General features: G+C 68.5%; 14 protein-coding genes. 10 read left to right on the forward strand and 4 right to left on the reverse strand.

The features are described 5' to 3' along the window. Window positions 1–357: 357 nt before the first annotated feature. Complete coding sequence (locus ACFOSH_RS23875; protein ID WP_378241268.1) at window positions 358–1,590, reverse strand: acetyl-CoA hydrolase/transferase family protein; 1,233 nt, start codon at window positions 1,588–1,590, stop codon at window positions 358–360. Between the two features lie 98 nt (window positions 1,591–1,688). Here ACFOSH_RS23875 and ACFOSH_RS23880 point away from each other — a divergent pair, with 98 nt between their 5' ends. Then, entirely contained in the window at window positions 1,689–2,189 is a 501-nt protein-coding gene (locus ACFOSH_RS23880) for a hypothetical protein (RefSeq protein ID WP_378241269.1), read from the forward strand. A 7-nt stretch (window positions 2,190–2,196) separates the two neighbouring features. On the opposite strand, the gene ACFOSH_RS23885 is transcribed toward ACFOSH_RS23880, so the two are convergent. Beyond that, complete coding sequence (locus ACFOSH_RS23885) at window positions 2,197–3,066, reverse strand: PfkB family carbohydrate kinase (protein ID WP_378241270.1); 870 nt, start codon at window positions 3,064–3,066, stop codon at window positions 2,197–2,199. A 305-nt stretch (window positions 3,067–3,371) separates the two neighbouring features. On the opposite strand from ACFOSH_RS23885, the gene ACFOSH_RS23890 reads away from it, so the two are divergent. The 6 genes from ACFOSH_RS23890 to ACFOSH_RS23915 all read left to right on the forward strand — a co-directional run bounded on the left by ACFOSH_RS23890 (window position 3,372) and on the right by ACFOSH_RS23915 (window position 11,498). After that, a complete protein-coding gene (locus ACFOSH_RS23890) occupies window positions 3,372–6,242 on the forward strand; it encodes a type 2 lanthipeptide synthetase LanM family protein (protein ID WP_378241271.1) in 2,871 nt (956 codons plus the stop codon). A 13-nt stretch (window positions 6,243–6,255) separates the two neighbouring features. Beyond that, window positions 6,256–6,450 (forward strand): hypothetical protein, encoded by a 195-nt coding sequence (locus tag ACFOSH_RS23895; protein ID WP_093935228.1) that lies wholly within the window; start codon window positions 6,256–6,258, stop codon window positions 6,448–6,450. An 89-nt stretch (window positions 6,451–6,539) separates the two neighbouring features. Continuing rightward, window positions 6,540–9,428, forward strand: coding sequence for an ATP-binding protein (locus tag ACFOSH_RS23900; protein WP_378241272.1), 2,889 nt, complete (start codon window positions 6,540–6,542; stop codon window positions 9,426–9,428). A 3-nt stretch (window positions 9,429–9,431) separates the two neighbouring features. Next, window positions 9,432–9,671 carry a glutaredoxin family protein gene (locus tag ACFOSH_RS23905; RefSeq protein WP_378241273.1) on the forward strand — a complete coding sequence of 80 codons (240 nt, stop codon included), beginning with the start codon at window positions 9,432–9,434 and terminating at the stop codon, window positions 9,669–9,671. Beyond that, window positions 9,668–9,883 (forward strand): putative acetyltransferase, encoded by a 216-nt coding sequence (locus ACFOSH_RS23910; protein WP_378241274.1) that lies wholly within the window; start codon window positions 9,668–9,670, stop codon window positions 9,881–9,883. Before ACFOSH_RS23905 ends, ACFOSH_RS23910 begins: the two co-directional genes overlap by 4 nt. Before the next feature lie 52 nt (window positions 9,884–9,935). Beyond that, window positions 9,936–11,498, forward strand: a complete 1,563-nt coding sequence (locus ACFOSH_RS23915; RefSeq protein ID WP_378241333.1) for a recombinase family protein — start codon at window positions 9,936–9,938, stop codon at window positions 11,496–11,498. Window positions 11,499–11,640: 142 nt separating this feature from the next. On the opposite strand, the gene ACFOSH_RS23920 is transcribed toward ACFOSH_RS23915, so the two are convergent. Together ACFOSH_RS23920 and ACFOSH_RS23925 are read right to left on the reverse strand one after the other, a co-directional pair. Next, window positions 11,641–12,309 (reverse strand): hypothetical protein, encoded by a 669-nt coding sequence (locus tag ACFOSH_RS23920; protein WP_378241275.1) that lies wholly within the window; start codon window positions 12,307–12,309, stop codon window positions 11,641–11,643. Next, a complete protein-coding gene (locus ACFOSH_RS23925; RefSeq protein WP_378241276.1) occupies window positions 12,306–13,274 on the reverse strand; it encodes a replication-relaxation family protein in 969 nt (322 codons plus the stop codon). Before ACFOSH_RS23925 ends, ACFOSH_RS23920 begins: the two co-directional genes overlap by 4 nt. Before the next feature lie 1,200 nt (window positions 13,275–14,474). Between ACFOSH_RS23925 and ACFOSH_RS23930 the strand changes: the two genes are divergently transcribed. The 3 genes from ACFOSH_RS23930 to ACFOSH_RS23940 all read left to right on the forward strand — a co-directional run bounded on the left by ACFOSH_RS23930 (window position 14,475) and on the right by ACFOSH_RS23940 (window position 16,747). Further along, window positions 14,475–15,659 carry a helix-turn-helix domain-containing protein gene (locus ACFOSH_RS23930; RefSeq protein ID WP_378241277.1) on the forward strand — a complete coding sequence of 395 codons (1,185 nt, stop codon included), beginning with the start codon at window positions 14,475–14,477 and terminating at the stop codon, window positions 15,657–15,659. Window positions 15,660–15,733: 74 nt separating this feature from the next. Beyond that, window positions 15,734–15,997 (forward strand): hypothetical protein, encoded by a 264-nt coding sequence (locus ACFOSH_RS23935; protein ID WP_378241278.1) that lies wholly within the window; start codon window positions 15,734–15,736, stop codon window positions 15,995–15,997. Between the two features lie 420 nt (window positions 15,998–16,417). Further along, window positions 16,418–16,747: a helix-turn-helix domain-containing protein gene (locus tag ACFOSH_RS23940; RefSeq protein WP_378241279.1), complete on the forward strand. Its 330-nt coding sequence runs from the start codon at window positions 16,418–16,420 to the stop codon at window positions 16,745–16,747. Window positions 16,748–16,971 lie beyond the last annotated feature (224 nt).

The following is a 16,971-nucleotide window of genomic DNA, read 5'->3' on the forward strand; positions in this document are numbered from 1 at the left end:
TATCGTGGGAAGATTCACGACTCGGCGCCTGCCCGGGAAATCGTTTTTTGACAGGCTGCCAACCCGGTGAAAATCTTCGATCGCTCCTCGCGAGAGCAACAACCGAACACGAAATCCGAACAAGGAGCCCCTCAATGCAGATGTTCACCCAGCACGTGCACCACGGCCACGACCTGATCTCGGGTCTGCTCGCGCACCTGGCTCACGTGCTCGGCTGGCTGGTCTGACGCTCTAGGCACAGGGTTTGACGGGGGCCGGTCTGTTGGCGCGGGTCGGTCCCTCCGTGTTTGCGACCCGGTAAAGGGACACGACCGTGTTCCTTTACCGGGTTCCGGTATTTCGGGGCCGAATTCGCCGCTAAAGCGCGAACCCCAGCTCCTTGCCCCGCGTCACGAGTTCTTCCCGGGCCGCCGGATGCGCGACGTGGCCGACGATTTGCCGTGCTTGCTCGTTCGTGTCGTTGCCCCAGATGGTCGCGACACCGTGCTCACTGACCAGGAAACTGTGCTGGAACGACGTCACCGGCCCGGCGAGCCGGGGCACGACCGTCGAAACGTCGGCCTTCGGATGCCAGGACGGCAGCGCGATGATCGCCCGGCCACCGGGTGAGTGCAGCGCCCCGACCACGAAGTCGGTCTGACCGCCGAATCCCGAGTAGATCGCTCCTCGTACCCGGCTCGCGTTGGCCTGCGCGAACAGGTCCACCTCAAGCGCGCTGTTCACCGAGACGAGCCCGCGCTGCCGGGCGATCACGGCCGGGTCGTTCGTCTTTTCCGTGCGCAGCAGGCGAATCCGCGGATTGCGGTCGAGCCAGCGGTACAGCTCGGCACTGCCGAACACGAACGACGCCGTCACCGGTTCCGCCGGATCGAGGGCGCCGGCGCGATCGAGCGCGAGCACGCCGTCGCTGAACATCTCCGACCAGATCGCGAGTCCACGCCGTCCGGTCACCGCCGCCAGGGTCGCGTCCGGGATCCCGCCGATGCCCAGTTGCAGGGTCGCGCCGTCCGCGACCAACCCGGCCACCCGCTCGCCGATGGTCCGCGCCGTGTCCCCCACCGGCCGAGGGACCGGCGACAGGAGTGGCTCCGTCGCCTCGATCGCGTAGTCGATCTCGTCGACAGGCACCATGCCGTCGCCGTAGGTGAACGGCATCTCGGGGTTGAGCTGCGCGACGACCAGGCCCCCGCGGGCCCGCACCGCCTCGACGGCCGCAGGCAGGATGTTCACCTCCGTGCCCAGTGACACCACGCCGTCCACCGGAACCGAGGTGTGCAGCAGGACGACGTCCGGCGGCAGCGAGTGCTTGAGCAACTGCGGCACCAGCGACAGCCGGGACGGGAAGTAGCGCAACCCCGCGCGCCCGCGCATCCCCGCACCCACGAACGGCGTTTCCAGCAGCACGCCAGGGCGGTCCGGCATTCCGGCCTGCGCGTTCAACGCGAACAACCGGTACTCAGCCAGCGCCGTGTCCAGCACCTTCAGGGCGCGCATCGGCGTGGCGAAGTTCCCGCTCACCACCACCCGCGGCTGCGACGCGGGAACGCCCGCCAGAACGGAACCGAGCTGACTCTCCGACAGGACGCGCATGAGTCGATCATGCCCGAGGAACCACGCGACGGCTCCGGATGATGTCCCAGCCCACAGGCCACCTTGAAGCAGGGGAGGAGAGCTGATCTCATCTACCGATGACCACTGTGGTCGCCTGGCTGGCGCTGATCGTGTCCATGTCGTCCTTGGGCTGGCAGGTGCTCTCCTGGGCCAAGTCCGGCGCCCGTGTCCACGTGGTCTGCGGGTTTTCGGTCCGCACCCTCGGCACGGCCCCGGTCACCATCGCCGTCTACGTCGCCGTCACGAACCGCGGACGGCTCGGCACGACCGTCGACGAAGCGGGCTTCCGGCTGGGAAGCCACCGAGCCAAGCGGTTCAGTGGATTCAGCATCGACGTCGACAAGATCCTCCCCCTGCGGCTGGAGCCGGGTGACACCGTCGTCATCAAGCGCGACTGGGCCCAGCTGGAAGAACCGATCGACCGGTTCGGTGCCTGGAACCGGGACCTCCTCCACCCCTATGCACGGGCGGGTGGGGTCTTACGGCACGGCAAGCCCTGCAAAAGATCGGTACTCACGCGACTGCATCACCAAGTCGAAACCTTGCCGCCCCCGACTGAGGAGCGACGACTCGGGTGATGCGGTCTCACCCGAGAAAGGCGTCCAGTTCGGCCCTGGCGGGCGACGTGGCCGGACCGTGTCTGGTCACCGCGATCGCGGCGGCGGCGTTCGCCCGGCGCGCGGCTTCGAGCAGTCCGGTCCCAGCCATCAGTTCGGCGGCGAGTACCCCGCAGTGCGCGTCTCCCGCACCGTTGGTGTCCACGGTGGCCACTGAGAAACCGGGCACGGTGACGCTGCGGCCCCCGGAGACGACCCGGCATCCGGCGGGACCCTCCCGGACGATGAGCACCTCGACGTGCCCGTCCGCCAGGGTCGTCGCTTCCCCGGCGCTGCAGCTCATGATGTCCACGTGCGCCAGCACGCCGGCGAGCACGGCGGCGGGGATCTTCCCGGCGAGCGGTCCAGGATCGAACAGCACGGTGGCCTCGCCCGTACGCGGCAGCCATTCGAGGAGCGCTTTCGCGTTCGTCTCGTGCAGCAGGCTGTACCCGGTGACGTACACGACGTCCTGGTCCGTCGGCGTGATGGCGTCGAGCAGGCCGGGTGGCATCCGGCCTTCGGCGCCGGGTCCGGTGACGAACGTGCGCGCACCGTCGTCCTGCACCAGCGCCACCACGATCCCGGTGCCTCCCCCGGCAAGCGGCGCGTGCGCGAGCGTGATGCCCTCGGCGGCCATCGCCGCCCGGGCGACGTCGGCGAAGCCGCCAGCGCCGTGCAGGCCGGCGTAGAGGACGTCCGCGCCCGCCCTGGCGGCCGCCGCCATCACGTTGAACCCGCCGCCCGGCAGGAAGTCCATCGAGGACGCCATGACGTCGCCGCCGGGCACCGGCAGCTCCGGAACCCGCATGACCAGGTCCAGCACCACCTGTCCGGTGTGGATCAGCCGTCCGGTCACCGCACCCCTGTCCCCGCCCACCGGCGGCGCCCGTCATCCCGATATCCGCGGCGGATCGCGGCGCGGGCCGGACCCCCAGAAACCGGCCCGCGCCCGACACCGCGGTGATCCCTCTGCGATCACCGCGAGTTCCGCGCCACCTGACCATGGTCACCCCGGGACCGGTCCCCGCGCATGGGTACCGGGACCCCATATTCCGGTGCGGCCCTCCCCCGTCGTCACTCTCCGGGCATCTTCGTGCGTGCGCTGAATGTGGGGGTGTCGCCCCCATGTGCGGGTCCGGCCGAACTGGAAGCATTACCGCCGTGACGCCCCAGACATCGGCGACGTCCCTGCCGCCGGAGTGGTGGGTGCACGGCCGGACCCCGCGCGAACCGAAGGCGGACAAGCCCGTATGGGCGGACTTCGCCGAACACGCTGTCACCACGCTTCTGCCGGAGCGCCCCCCAGTCGGTGACTGGCGTGTCGAGTTCGCCGGGGTCTTCAGGTCGTTGGTCGACGCCGCCTCCCGTACGGCGGTCCCCGACGACCTCGCCGATGCCGACGCCGAAGCTCTCCGTCAAGGTTTCGCGGCTCAGCTGGACCAGCATCTGCTCAAACTCTCGGTCCGCACGCTGGTCCTCGAACTCCACCGCGCCCGCAAGGCCGGGACTCTCGAAGGCGAGACGTCCGAAGAGCGCTTTTCCGACTTCGCGCGCCGCCAAGCCACTCCGGCCGGGCTCGTCCGGCTGTTCAGCGAGTACCCGGTCCTGGCCCGGATCCTCGCCCAAGCCTGTCTGCACGCCGCTGAGGCCCACGCCGAAATGCTGGCCCGGTTCTCCGCCGACGCCGCCGCACTGCCCGGCTCGGTCGTGGACGGCGAACTCGGCACGCTCGTCGAGGTGGCGGTCGGCATCGGCGACTCGCACGCACGAGGACGGTCGGTCAAGCTGCTCCGCTTCTCCAGCGGCGCCAAGGTGATCTACAAACCCCGCCCGCTGATCCTGCACGAGCGGTTCACCGACGTCGTCGGCCTGCTGAACAAGCGGCTGCCCGGCCTCGAACTGCGGACCGCCGACGCACTGCCGCGCGCCGGGTACGGCTGGCTCCGGTTCGTCGAGCACCGGCCGTGCGCCGATATCGCCGACGTCGACCGCTTCTACCGTCGCCAGGGCATCCTCCTGGCGCTCCTGCACGCGCTCGACGCCACCGACGTCCACTACGAGAACATCATCGCCTGCGGCGACCAGCCGGTGCTGATCGACATCGAGACGCTGTTCCAGCCGTCGCCGCCCGACCCGCCGGAGGGTGACCCCGCGGCGGCGATGCTGGCGCGCTCGGTCCAGCGCACACTGCTGCTCCCCCAGCTCTTCGCCGGGGAGCACGGCGCCGTCGACATCTCCGGACTCGCCGGCCGCGGCGGCAAACTGCCCACCGACCGGGTCGACTGGGCCGATCCCGGCACCGACAGGATGCGGCTGGTCCGGGTGCCCGGCGAACTCGCGGGCGGGAACAACCTCCCCCGCCTCGACGGCCGCGACGTCACCCCCGCCGAGCACAGCGCCGCGCTTCTGGCCGGATTCCGGCACGGTTACGACGCGATCTCCACCGCGCGGGACGAACTCGCCGAGCAACTCCGGCGCTGCGCCGACGACCCCATCCGGGTGCTCATCCGGCCGACCAACTTCTATTTCCGCCTGCTCGACGAGACCACCCACCCCGACCTCCTGCGCGACGCCGCCGATCGCGACCGCGCGTTCGATCTGCTCGAAGAGGACTCCGCGGGCGAGGACAAGCTGCTGCGGCTCGTACCGCACGAACGGGCCGACCTGTGGGCGGGCGACGTGCCGATGTTCACCTCGAACCCCGGCTCGACGTCGCTGCTGGATTCACGCGGCGAGGGTGTCGAAGGCGTGGTCGACCGGCCTTCGCTGGACACCGTGCTGGCGAAGGTCGCCGACATGGATCCGCTCGACCAGCGCGACCAGGAGTGGCTGATCTCGGCCACCCTCGCCATCAGCACGGCGTCCACCGGGCAGCACAGCGGCGTCGAGACCGCGGAGACCGCCGTGCCGAACCAGGCGCCCGACGCGGAGCGGCTGCTGGTCACCGCGTGCGGGATCGCCGATCACATCGTCGCCAACGCCTTCTCCGACGAGCGCCGCTCCAACTGGCTCGGGATCGAGCTCGTCGACGACCGCTACTGGACCGTGCTGCCGATGGGCGCGGGACTCGGCGAGGGCTACTGCGGTGTCGCCCTGTTCCTCGCCCAGCTCGCCGAGCTGACCGGAATCGCGCGCTATCGCGATTTGGCCGCGTACGCGATCAGCCCGCTCCCCGGCCTCTTCGCCACCCTTCGGGCCGACCGCGAGCTGGCCGCCACCGCCGGTTGCGGCGGGCTTCTCGGGCTCGGCGGCGTCGCGTACACGATCGCCCGGCTCAGCACGCTGGTCGGCCTGCCCGCGGGCGACCTGATCGAGCAGGCGGTCGACCTGATGCCCGACGCCACCCCCGCGACACCGTCCGGGTTCACGACGGGGCTGGCGGGCGGCGTCGCCTCGATGCGTTCGGTCTATGTCCAAACCGGACTGGAGGCGGCGCTGGCGAAGGCGGACCGCTACGCCGGGCAGCTGCTCGACCGCGAACGTCCACAAGGGACGGGCTTCGCGCGCGGTTCCGCCGGGATCGACTGGGTCCTGCGGGCACACGACCGGACCGGCGAAGAACCGCCCGGAAAGGCGGACTATCGGGCGGAAAGTACCGGCGGCTGGTGCGAGGGCCTCGCGGGCGACGCCCTCGGCCAGGCCGCCCATCTGCCCGATCCCGCCCACGCCCTCCAGCTCGACAGGACGATCAAACGGTTGTCCGACGGTGCGCCCTTGAAGGATCTCAGCCTGTGTCACGGCGAGTCCGGAGTCTTGGAAGTGTTGTGCGTGCTGGCGGAGAACGGGCACACTGGCGCCGCCGGCGCGGTGCGTCGCCGGACCGGTCATCTGCTCGCCGCCATCGACCAGCGCGGTGCCCGCTGCGGGACTCCCGGTGCGGTCCCCGCGCCCGGGCTGCTGAGCGGCCTGGCGGGCATCGGCTACGGCCTGCTGCGGCTGGGCTTCGGCGACCGGGTCCCGTCCGCGCTCCTGCTCCGCCCCGACCGGCCGCATCCCGCGGCCACCGTCATTCCGCCGGTAAACCGAGTATGAGGAGAAGAACCGAATGTACGAAAGAGATCTGCCCGCCACCGAAGACGCCCTCGGCGCCGTGAACCTGCCGCGCGCCCTCGAGGTCGGCTCGCGCAACCACGCGCTGGCGGGCAGCAAGCCGCGGCTGAGCGCCAACCCGCTCGCCACCCTGTCCGGCGACCCCGGATCGCCGTCCGTCGTCAGCGTCTTCACCGGCGGCTGGATCTGAGACAGGCCCACGGAGGCGGGCACGCGCCGCCCGCCTTCGTGATCGGCTCTTCCCGGTGACAGGGGATTCCGCTCGCTATAGTCACGGCGGTGGGAATCCGTTCGTCGCGGGTGATCGGCCGCGACGCCGAACTGGACGAGCTCTCCGGAGCCCTTGATCGCGCCATCGCGGGTCGCGGCGGCGCGATCTTTCTCGTGGGCGAAGGGGGCATCGGCAAGTCACGGCTCGCGATCGAAGCCGCTTCACGAGCCGTGACCGCGGACATCCCGGTCCTGCAGGGCCGGGCCAGTTCGATCGGCCCGCTGGTCCCGTTCCGGCCGCTGACCCAGGCACTGTTGTCGTACTTCCGCGGCGGCGGACCGCCCGAGGTCGCCGAACTCGACCCTTTCATCCCCGTGCTGGCCCAGCTCATCCCCGACTGGAGCCAAGGCGACCGGCCACGCGAATCGGGCTCGCTCATGGTGCTCGCCGAAGCGGTGTTCCGGCTGCTGGCCGTCACCAGCCGCGACCGCGGCGCGCTCCTGGTCCTCGACGACCTCCAGGACGCCGACGCCGAGACGCTGTTCATCCTCGAATACCTCGTCGACAACCTGGCCGCGGCGCAGACGCTGTTCGTCGGCACACTCCGCAACGAGCCTTCCGACGCCCTCCGCCTCGCGACCTCCGGTGCCCAGCGGATGAGCTGCGCCGTCCTCGAACTCGACAGACTCGGCCTCTCCGATACCCGCGCCCTCGCCGCCGCCTGCCTGGAGACCGAGCCGGGACATCTGCCCGCGCCCGCCGCGGAACTGTTGTGGCGCAACAGCGCCGGCCTGCCGTTCATCGTCGAAGAACTGCTCCACGGCATGGTGAACGACGGCCTGCTGGTCGAGGGCCGGGACGGCTGGCGGGTGATCGGCGAACTCCGCGCCCGGGTACCCGCCGCGCTGGTCACCAGTATCGGCGTCCGGATGGAGCAGCTCGGCGAGCAGGCGGGTGAGCTGCTGTCGGTGGCCGCGATCATCGGCCGCCGCTTCCCGCTGTCGGTGGTGCAGACGGTGACCGGAACGAACGACCGGACCCTGCACAACCACCTGAGCGCCGCGGTCTCGGCGAACCTGGTGACCACCGACGAGACGACGCCCGGCTGGTACGCCTTCCGGCATCCGCTGACCGCGGAAGCGTTGCTGGCGCGCCAAGCACCGGCGCGGAAAGCGACACTCGCCCGCCAAGCCGCCGACGCCGTCGAGAAGCTGTACCCGGGACTGCCGGGCGATCTGTGTGCACTCGTCGCGTCGCTTCGGTTGACCGCGCTCGACGAGCGGGAGGCGGGCCGCATGTTCGCGGAGACCGGGCGCCGCGCCCTCGACGCCGGTGCCGCGGACTCGGCGGTCACGATGCTCACCAAAGCCGTCGACCTGCTCGCCGGAGCGGACGCGGGTGATCGGGCCGAGGTACTGGAGACCCTGCTGTACGCGCTCGGGCAGACCGGGCAGTTCGACCGCGCCGTCGAACTCTCCGACGGCTTCGGCGAGATCGGGACCCTCGAACGGGCCGCCAAACTGCACACCCAGCTGGCCTGGGCCGCCTACATCGCCGGGCGGCACGACGAATGCCTCGGCCAGATCGAACGCGCCCGCGCTCCCCTGGGTTCGGCGATCTCGCCCGCCCAGCAGGCCGCGCTCGACGCCGTCGAAGCGAATCTCTGGCTCGACGTCCCCGGCCGGACCGGCACTGCGGAACAGCTCGCGCGTCAGGCGTGGAAAGTGGCCGAGGAGACCGAACAGCCGTTCGTCGTGTGCCAGGCGCTTCAGGTGCTCGGCATGCTCGCGCTGTCGAGGGACCTCAGCGAGTCGGAGCGCTACATGCAGCTCGCGCGGCGGACCGCCGAGGACAACCACCTGCACCACCTCCGCACCCAGGCGCTGGTGCGGCTCGGCGGGCATCGCGTGCTGATGAACGGTGACGAACAGACGCTGCTGCTCGCCCGCGCGGACGCCCAGCGGACCGGGTCGATCACGTTGCACTGCGCTGTCGACTCCGTGCGCACCATGCACGCGATCCTGCGCTGCGAGTTCGAGACCGCGCACGCGTTGCTGGAGGAGAACCTCGCCGTGCTCGGCAGGCTCCGGCTGACCGCGTTGCTGCAGTACGCGCATATGACCAGGGCGATGTCGGCCGGGCACCGGGCGGACCGCCCGGCGATGGAACAGGCGCTCGGGGACTTCCGGGAGAGCGGTGGCGAGAAGGCGCAGGAGATGGTGCTGAGCATCGGACTGGCACGGGTCTTCTGCTCCCTGCTCGAAGAAGACGCCGACCGCGCCCGCCGCGAACTCGATCAGGTGATCACGCTGGAAGACCGGCGGCCGAGCCGGTTCCACCTCGCCGGCCAGCACGGACTCAGGACGCTCCTCGACACGCTCGGCGGGGCCGCCTGCCCCGAGCCCGGCTCCGCCGTGAGCGGGATGCGGTGGAACCGGCAGTTCGTCGAATTCGCGCACGCCGTCGAGCACGGCAGGCGAGGCGAGACGGCGGAGGCCGGACAAGCGGTGGCCGCCGCGCTGGCGACGTCGGCGCCGTATCCGCTGGCCCGGCACCTCGGGCTCCGGCTGATCGCCGAACCGGCCGCCGCCGACGGCTGGGGCGACCCGGCTGGCTGGCTCAAAGAGGCCGAGGAGTACTTCCACGGCAGGGACCTTCAGGCGGTCGCCGCCGCGTGCCGGAGTCTGCTCCGCAAGCTCGGCGCGCCCGTCCGGCAGCGCCGCGCCGGTGTCGACCGGGTCCCCGGTGCCCTGCGCGCCGCCGGGGTCACCGTGCGCGAGTACGAGGTGCTGGTGCTGCTCGCCGAACGCATGGGCAACAAGGACATCGGCGCCCGGCTGCACATCTCCCCCAGGACGGTCGAGAAGCACGTCGCGAGCCTGCTCGCCAAGACCGGGCTGGCCGACCGTTCGGCCCTCGCCGAACACGCCGCCGGACCGCGACCTGGCATGCTGTGATCCATGAGCGACCTCACCGTGTACGGCGCCGGCTGGTGCCCCGACGTCAAACGCAGCCGTGCCTTGCTGGACGCGAAGGGCGTCGAGTACGCCTACCTCGACGTCGAAGCGGACACCGGCGCCGAGGAGACCGTGCGAGCGCTTCAGAACGGTGAGCGGCGGATCCCGACCATCGTCTGGCCGGACGGCACCCACCTGGTCGAACCGAGCGACGACGAGCTCACCGCGCACCTGAACCGGTGACCCTCCCGGACGTCCCTGTCGGCACGCGGGTCGTCGTGCGGTACCGGATCGAGGGCGGCTTCACCGACGCGCTCGGCTACCTGCGCTCCCGTGACGACGCGGAATGCACGGTGGAGACCAAACGCGGTCTCACCACGATCCGGCTGGCGGACATCGTCCTGGCAAAGACGGTCCCGCCGCCTCCGGCTCAGCGTCGGCCTCGCGGGTCGTGAGTGGCGCTTCGGGTTCTAGCTGAACCTGTCTTATGTACCTACTGTGGATCACATGGGATTCAGTCATCAGGTTAGTGCAGGTCAGGGCGGGCGTCAGCCGGTGTTGGACTCGTATGCGCGCCTGTCGCGGAATCAGGCGGGGAAGCTGGAGAAGTGCGAGACCCAGCACGCCGACAACCGGGATGTGATCGACCGGTTGGGCGGCGTGCTGGGTGAGGAGATCTCGGACCCGAAGCTGTCGGCCTGGAACCCGAAGGTGCATCGTCCGGGCTGGGAACGGATCATGAAGCGGGTCGCGGCGCGGGCGTCGGATGGGGTGGTGTTGTGGAACACCGACCGTGGTTGGCGGCAGTCACAGGATCTTGAAGACCTGTTCAAGCTGATCGAGGGCACGGGCTATGACTCGTACACGGTGGCGTCCTCACACGGCCGCTATGACCTCACCGACTACAACGACCGGTACCAGCTACGGCAGGAGGTCGCGCACAATCAGCGCAACTCCGATGAGGCGTCTCAGCGGATCTCGCGGCGGTTCGAGGTGCTGCGCAAGCGCGGTATTCCGCATCACCAGGGGCGTCGGTTCGGGTTTCCTGGTCTGGATCGGACCGTGCCGCGTGAACAGTGGTTGGACGAGGACGGGAAGGACATCCGTAAGCCGGTTCCGGCGGAGTTGGTGGGACGGGAACGCGAGGCGTTGCGTGACGCCACGGACGCCGTGTTGGCGGGGGTGTTCCAATCCACGATCGCGGATGAGTGGAACGCGGCGGGACTGCTCACGATCACGGGTAAGAGGTGGCTGCCGCGCCAGGTCGGGGAGGTACTGCTCAGGCCGATTAACGCTGGTCTGATCGAGCATGACGGCGTGGTGGTGGGCACGATGCCGGGTGAGCCGATCGTGAAGCCGGAGAAGTTCACGAAGCTGCGCGCGTTGTGTGCGGGACGGACGCAGGGTCAGCATCCGAGCGGGGTATACGTAGGGTCGGGGATCTTGCGGTGCCCGCTGTGCGGGCGAGGTGTGAGCGGGCGCCCGCATTCGGGGAACTACCCAGACGGTGAGCGGCGACGGCAGTACGGGTGCTCGAAGAGTTCGGGCGGGTGCGGCAAGGTCGGCGCCGATATGCGGCGGGTGGATCGTGAATTGCGCGGGCTGGTGATTTCGCGGTTGTCGGACACCAAGCACGCGGCAGCGATCCGGGCCGCGCGTGCGCGTGTCTCGGAACGATTGGCCGAGATCCACACCGAACTTGGTGAGTGTGAGCGCTTGTTGAAGTCGATCGCGGCGAAACTCGGCGCGGGGAAGATGACCGAGGACGCTTACGATGCGGCCAATGAACCGCTGATGGCCACACACGCGCGGTTGGAAGCGGAGCGGGACGAACTGACCGGCGGGAACCCGGACGGTCCTACCGAGGCGATGAGCAGTGAGGACGCGGCGGCGCAGTGGGACGCGGCCGAGTTCGATGAACGCCGCGCGATGCTCACCGACGCACTCAGCGGCGACACTCTGTATCTCGACCCTGCCGCCAAGAACGGGAAACGGCAGTTCGACCCCAAGCGGGTGCGGATCGACCCGCACAAGCCCAAGCGCCGTACGCGCGGCCAGCACGCGGCCTGATAGAGCAACGACCCGAGGCCACACCACCCCGGAAACGGGGGCGGGTGTGTCCTCGGGTCGTCGGTGTGTCAGGCCGCGCGGCGGCTTTCGTCGTTCCTCTCAGCGTTGGCGGCGTGGCGGCGTTTGTCGATGCGGTTAAGGATCACCGCGAGTGAGGTGATCCGGTCTTCGGTGAGCGGCGGGAGGTCGGCGACTTTCGCGGCCCACCGGTCGACCGCTTCGGCGTCGAGTCGGGCTTGTTCTTCGGCGTACGTTTCCCTCCTGCGGGTGGCTTGTTGGGTGGTCTTGAGGTGGCGGTGCGGGCGTGATTGCCGGGTGGGCATGGTGGCGGTGTCCTCTCGGCGCGTGGTGCGGGTATCGGCGGCGTGGGTTCGGCTGGCGGCTCCTTTCCGGCGGTGCTGGCAGGGGCGGGCACGTCGATGCATGCCCCGGTCGCGAGGTCGTAGACGGACAGTTGGCGGGCGGCGCATCCGTGGTCGAGTGCTTCGGCCAGGGTGGGCACCACAATGGACACATCGAGGTACACGCGTCCGGTGTCGGGGTTGTGCCAGCCGCCGAACGCCCTTCCCTCCACATGCAGGATGGGTGCGTGGCGGGTGAGGTAGGCGGCGAGCTCATCGGGGGTCACGGGTGCCTCGGTGACGTGTTCGTACTGCGGGTGCACCGACACCGCGAACCCCGTACGCGGCGTGACACCCGTGACGGGGTCGACCGTGAACCCGCCGTCCGGGACGGCGCACGCGGCTGCCAGTTCAGCCAGCCGCGCCACCGACAACCCGTCTTCCTGCTCGGTGGTGGCTTGGTTGTTCACGCGGACCTCCGGGGAGTGAGGCCGGACGGGGAGTCCCACCACGCCGGTTCGCGCGGTGGTGCGGGCGCGGCGGTGAGTAGCGGCATGATCGCCTTGTCGCCCGGCTGGAACGCCGCTTCCCCGTACGGGAGTTCCGGGGCGTGGTGGCTCACCCGTGGACCCCGTTCGGGCAGGTTCGCCAACGTGAGCCGGGTGACCGGACCATGGTCACGGCCGGACCACAACGTCCACACCTCTCCCGCCGGATCATCGGCGCCCGGCAGGTCCCGCGCGGTCGTCGCGATCACCACGCCCGGATCGTGTCCACCGAGGAACTTCACCAGCCCGGCCCGGAACGCCTGTTCCCGCCGCGCGGAGTGCAGGGAGAACAGCAGCACCCCGAACCGATCGGTGTAGAACGCGCTGTAGGCGGCGATCTTGCGGGCCAGCACCCGCAGCGACTCGGTACCGGTGTCGTATTCGAGGAAGAACCGCACCGCGCGGCCGCCGGACTCCCAGCAGCCGTAGCCGTCCGGCCGCACCCGCGCCTCGCCCCCGTCGGTTCCCTGGTTGGTCCAGAAGAACTCCGCCGAGCGGCGTTCCGGCCACCACTGCGTTAGCCTCCCCGCCCCGCCGTCATCGGTGCGGGTGGGGTTCGAGTGCGCGGCCAGCCCGCAGAAAAACCCGTTCACCCCGAGCTGATGAGTGAGGGTCGGTAAGAACGCGAGCCGTTCCAGCCGTTGCATGTGGGCTTTCGCGGTCGGCGGGGTCACCGCCCGCGCGGCGGCGATCGTCCGCGCCCCTATATAGCCGAGCGCGTAGCGGGCCTCACTGGTCCCGCCGAACATGTACGAGTCACGGAACGCGAACAGCACACCCAACGACCGCAACCGCGCCAAACGGTCTTGCGCACGGCGCCGTGACGAAAACTCCAGTGACGCGATCTGCCCCGTGGTCAGCACCTGGTGTTCGGCCAGCAGCCACAACAGGCGACGATCCCGCTCGACCAGGCGGAACCAGATCCCAGGGTTGGGTTCACCAGGCCGGTCCGACCTAGCCGGCGACCGTCCCGCGGCCGCAGCCGGCGACCCCGCGGACCCCGCCTTTTTCCGGGTGGATGATGACTCATACCCCTTCACTCGGCCTCCCTCACCGGGCCGCCGAATCCAAGCCGTACCAGGGGACACGCGACCAGCGTCCCCGGCGCTTGGGGCGGCGGACATAGAACGCCGAGCCGACGCCGAAGCATCCGCCGAACCAACCGCCAACCCATCCGCACCGCCACCACCGAGACCACGTGAACCGCTGCCGGGCGGCACTGCGGCTTGTGGCGACTGCGTAGTTTTCCTGTCAGACATGAGAAACAACCTCTTTCGAACACGCGACGGACACGAGCAAGACCGAATAGCTATCCAGTTGCCTCTACCCCTCACACGACCAATCGGTGATCACCTCCTTGCACCCCCTAACTCCGAAAAAAACACTGTTTTTGGACATTGCATTGGCAAACTTCTCAACTTTTACCCGAATGGGGGGCGGGGTCGGGCTCCTCGCCATCTGGGCGCCCTACAAGCCCTCACCAGCGGATCAGCCGTTCCCCGCCCCAGCGGGTGGGGCAGCGGAGTTACAGCGCCGAAACTGCGCCGAACCACCCGCCTGACACGTTTTGGCGACGCGGGATGCCTTACCGCGCCCTTTCGAACCAAGAGGCCGGATTTCGGGCCTTTTTTGGACACCAAGCGCGGCACGGTCACCCGGGTTGGGCTCCCGCCAGCCGGGCGCCTCAAGCGGCGTCGCCAGCGGGTCAGTCGCCCCGTTTCAGCGAGTGAGGCGGCACAGTTACGACGCCGACCAAGCGCCGCACCATCCGCCGGACACCTTGTTCACTGGGCAATACCGAGAAAGCAGAGTCTTTGCGGCACGGGTTCTCGAATAACTTGTTTCACGTTCCGTGAGCGCGGCCGCCGTCCCCTCCTTTCGCAGCAAGAAGCCGGTTTTCGGGCCCTTTTTCGACACCGAGCTCGCCAAGGTCACCCGAAAGCACCAATGCTTGGTGCATGTTCGCGTCTTCCGGCATGGGTTGATGGAGGCACGATGATGACGGTGACAGTGCGGGCTGACAACGAAGCGGGGGTACGCTGGTCTGGTAGTTCTCCGCGTGCGACTCCGCGAATGAGGGATGCGTAATGTCCTCGCCGATCGGCAACAGGCTACGAGAGATTCGTAAAGCTCAAGGCAAGTCGCTAGCGGTCATCTCCGGGTTGGCTGGTATTTCGCCGTCGTACCTGTCCCGGCTCGAATCCGGCGATCGGGCGCTTGACCGCCGATCGCTTGTTGTCGCCCTCGCCAACGCTCTCGAAGTGGCGCCGAGTGAGATCACCGGGGCCGCCACCATCACCATGGGCGAGCTGGAGGAAGACCACTCCCTAAACCAAGTACGACTCGCGCTTCTCGCCGTCAGCATGGGCGACCCGCGTGGGGAAGTTATGCCTCTGGAAGCCTTGATGGTCCGAGCTTCCGACCTTCTCGCCAAACAAAGAGAGTGTGACTACGCCCTGGTCGGGGCCCTGCTGCCGCAACTGATCAGGGACCTCCATGCCACCTTGGATGCCCGGCGCGACGAGCGGGAAATTCTCCGGCTGCTGGTGACAACACACGTGCAAGGCACCCAAGCGTGGCTTGGTGACATCGGCGCGAGCATGGACCTCGCTTGGCAAGCCGTCAGCCTTGCGCAACGCGCGGCCGAACGGCTCGATGAACCACTGTATGGGGCGGTGTCGGCCTTCGGGACAGCGTTCGGACTGATCGGTGCCGGAGGCTTCGACATGGCTGCCCGCACGCTTGCCGATGCCACGCCCGGTACCACGACGTCAGCGGACATGCAGGTGTCCGGGATGCTTAGCCTGACGTCCTCTCTCGTGTCCGCTGCGCGGAAGGACAACACGCAGCGCATAGCTGCGCTTGACCATGCGGCCGATCTGGCGGTTCACGTCGGTGAGGGCAACAACGCATTGTGGTTCGGCTTCGGACCATCGAACGTAGGCGTGTGGCGCATGTCGGTGGCGCTGGAAGCCGGAGAACACGCGGACGCCGTAAAGATCGCTGAGATGGTCAACCCGGATGCGCTACCCACGCCAACGCGGCGGTCGGCCTACTATCGGGAGTACGGGCGCGCCCTCGCCAGATTCCCTAAACGCCGTGACGAAGCCGTGCTGATGCTCCGCCGGGCGGAGAAGATCTCGCCTGCCCGTATTCACCGGCACCCGTTCATGCGCTCGATCCTTGCCGAACTGGTTGCCAAGGGCACCAAACAGGCCGCTGTCGGCCGCGAACTTCGCGGCATGGCGTACCGGTCAGGCCTGCGCGTCTAACTCAAACGTGTAGCCCATTCGAGTGTTTGCCACCGTGGCAAGTTTCGGATCTTGACCGGCTCGAAACTGATCATGTGACTGCGCATGAAGGTGGAAACCCTCCGGCCATCGACGGAGAGAACAAGGATGACAGGAAGTCGGATGCCCATCACGGCAGCGAAAAGTCTTGCCCTAGCGGCCTGACAGATCTCGGATTTGATAATCGGGGCCATCGCCGTACTGGTGAAATCGACCTCGAAAACCGCCACCACGGCACGACGATCGCGGAGATGACCGCCGCCGACTGGGCCGAAGCAGCACGAATGCTACGGGCGTGGGATGCGGGGTGGCGACCGTGATCCACGGAGCGCGGCCGGGGCGGCATGGTGGGCTGTACATCTGCTGGCATCGCAGCCAGTACGACGGGCAGGACCATGCGGTCACGGACGAGGAATTCTTCCGCGCTCGCAAGGAAGATTCCCATGGCCAGTATGTGGCCTTGTGCGGTCATGTGGTGCTGGCGGCGCCGATGCTCGTGCCGAACGGCCGTCCCTGCGAGGACTGCCGCGCGTTCGTGAGGGCTTGGTCAGCTGCGCGCACTGTTCGACATTGGCGGCGGCCGACGCGGCATCGTGCACCGGCCGGATGGCGCCGTCTTGCCCGGAAATGCAGCCGCGCCGCACCGCGAACACAAAATTGAGTCACGCAGAAATTTCTTACTCGCAAACCTGCGAACGAACTAGAATGGAACCCGAGCATGAAAACGTGTGGTGCCCACAATGTTGGCTGATACGAATGAAGACAAGGAAGCAATGCACGAGACTGTCCGGGTTCAGCATCAGCTGTCCAGGATTAGGAAGTCCCGGAAGTGGTCATTGAACTATGTGGGAATCGCATTGGATGTGCACCCGTCAACCGTCTGGCGATGGGAGAACAATCCCGCGTATGCCGGTAATATCGGCGAGCTTCAAATGTATGCACGCGTCCTTGGCTATACGCTTCGGGTTCTAGTCGTCGCCGACGATGGCATCAATGAATCACAAACCATAATTCATGAAGATTTTCAGGGTTCTGACGATGTCGTTTCTGACGAGAGTGGTGTTTCATGACAGACGGGCGACGGGACGCTGCGTCGGTGGCCGCCGCGCGTGTGCGGCTGGCCGAGGCTGCAGGGTCGCTCACGGAGGCCGCTGCGACGCTGCGGGCAGCGATCGACAGCGGCACTGTTCCGTCAGGGGCCACGGCTGCCCTGGCCGCCAGGTTGGAAGACCTCGCGGGCCGGATGCGGCCAGAGCTGCCGCACAGCGCCCCCGAGCGCTCCCGCGCACCTGGC

The sequence above is a fragment of the Amycolatopsis speibonae genome, from assembly GCF_042647925.1.
Lineage (GTDB): Bacteria > Actinomycetota > Actinomycetes > Mycobacteriales > Pseudonocardiaceae > Amycolatopsis > Amycolatopsis speibonae.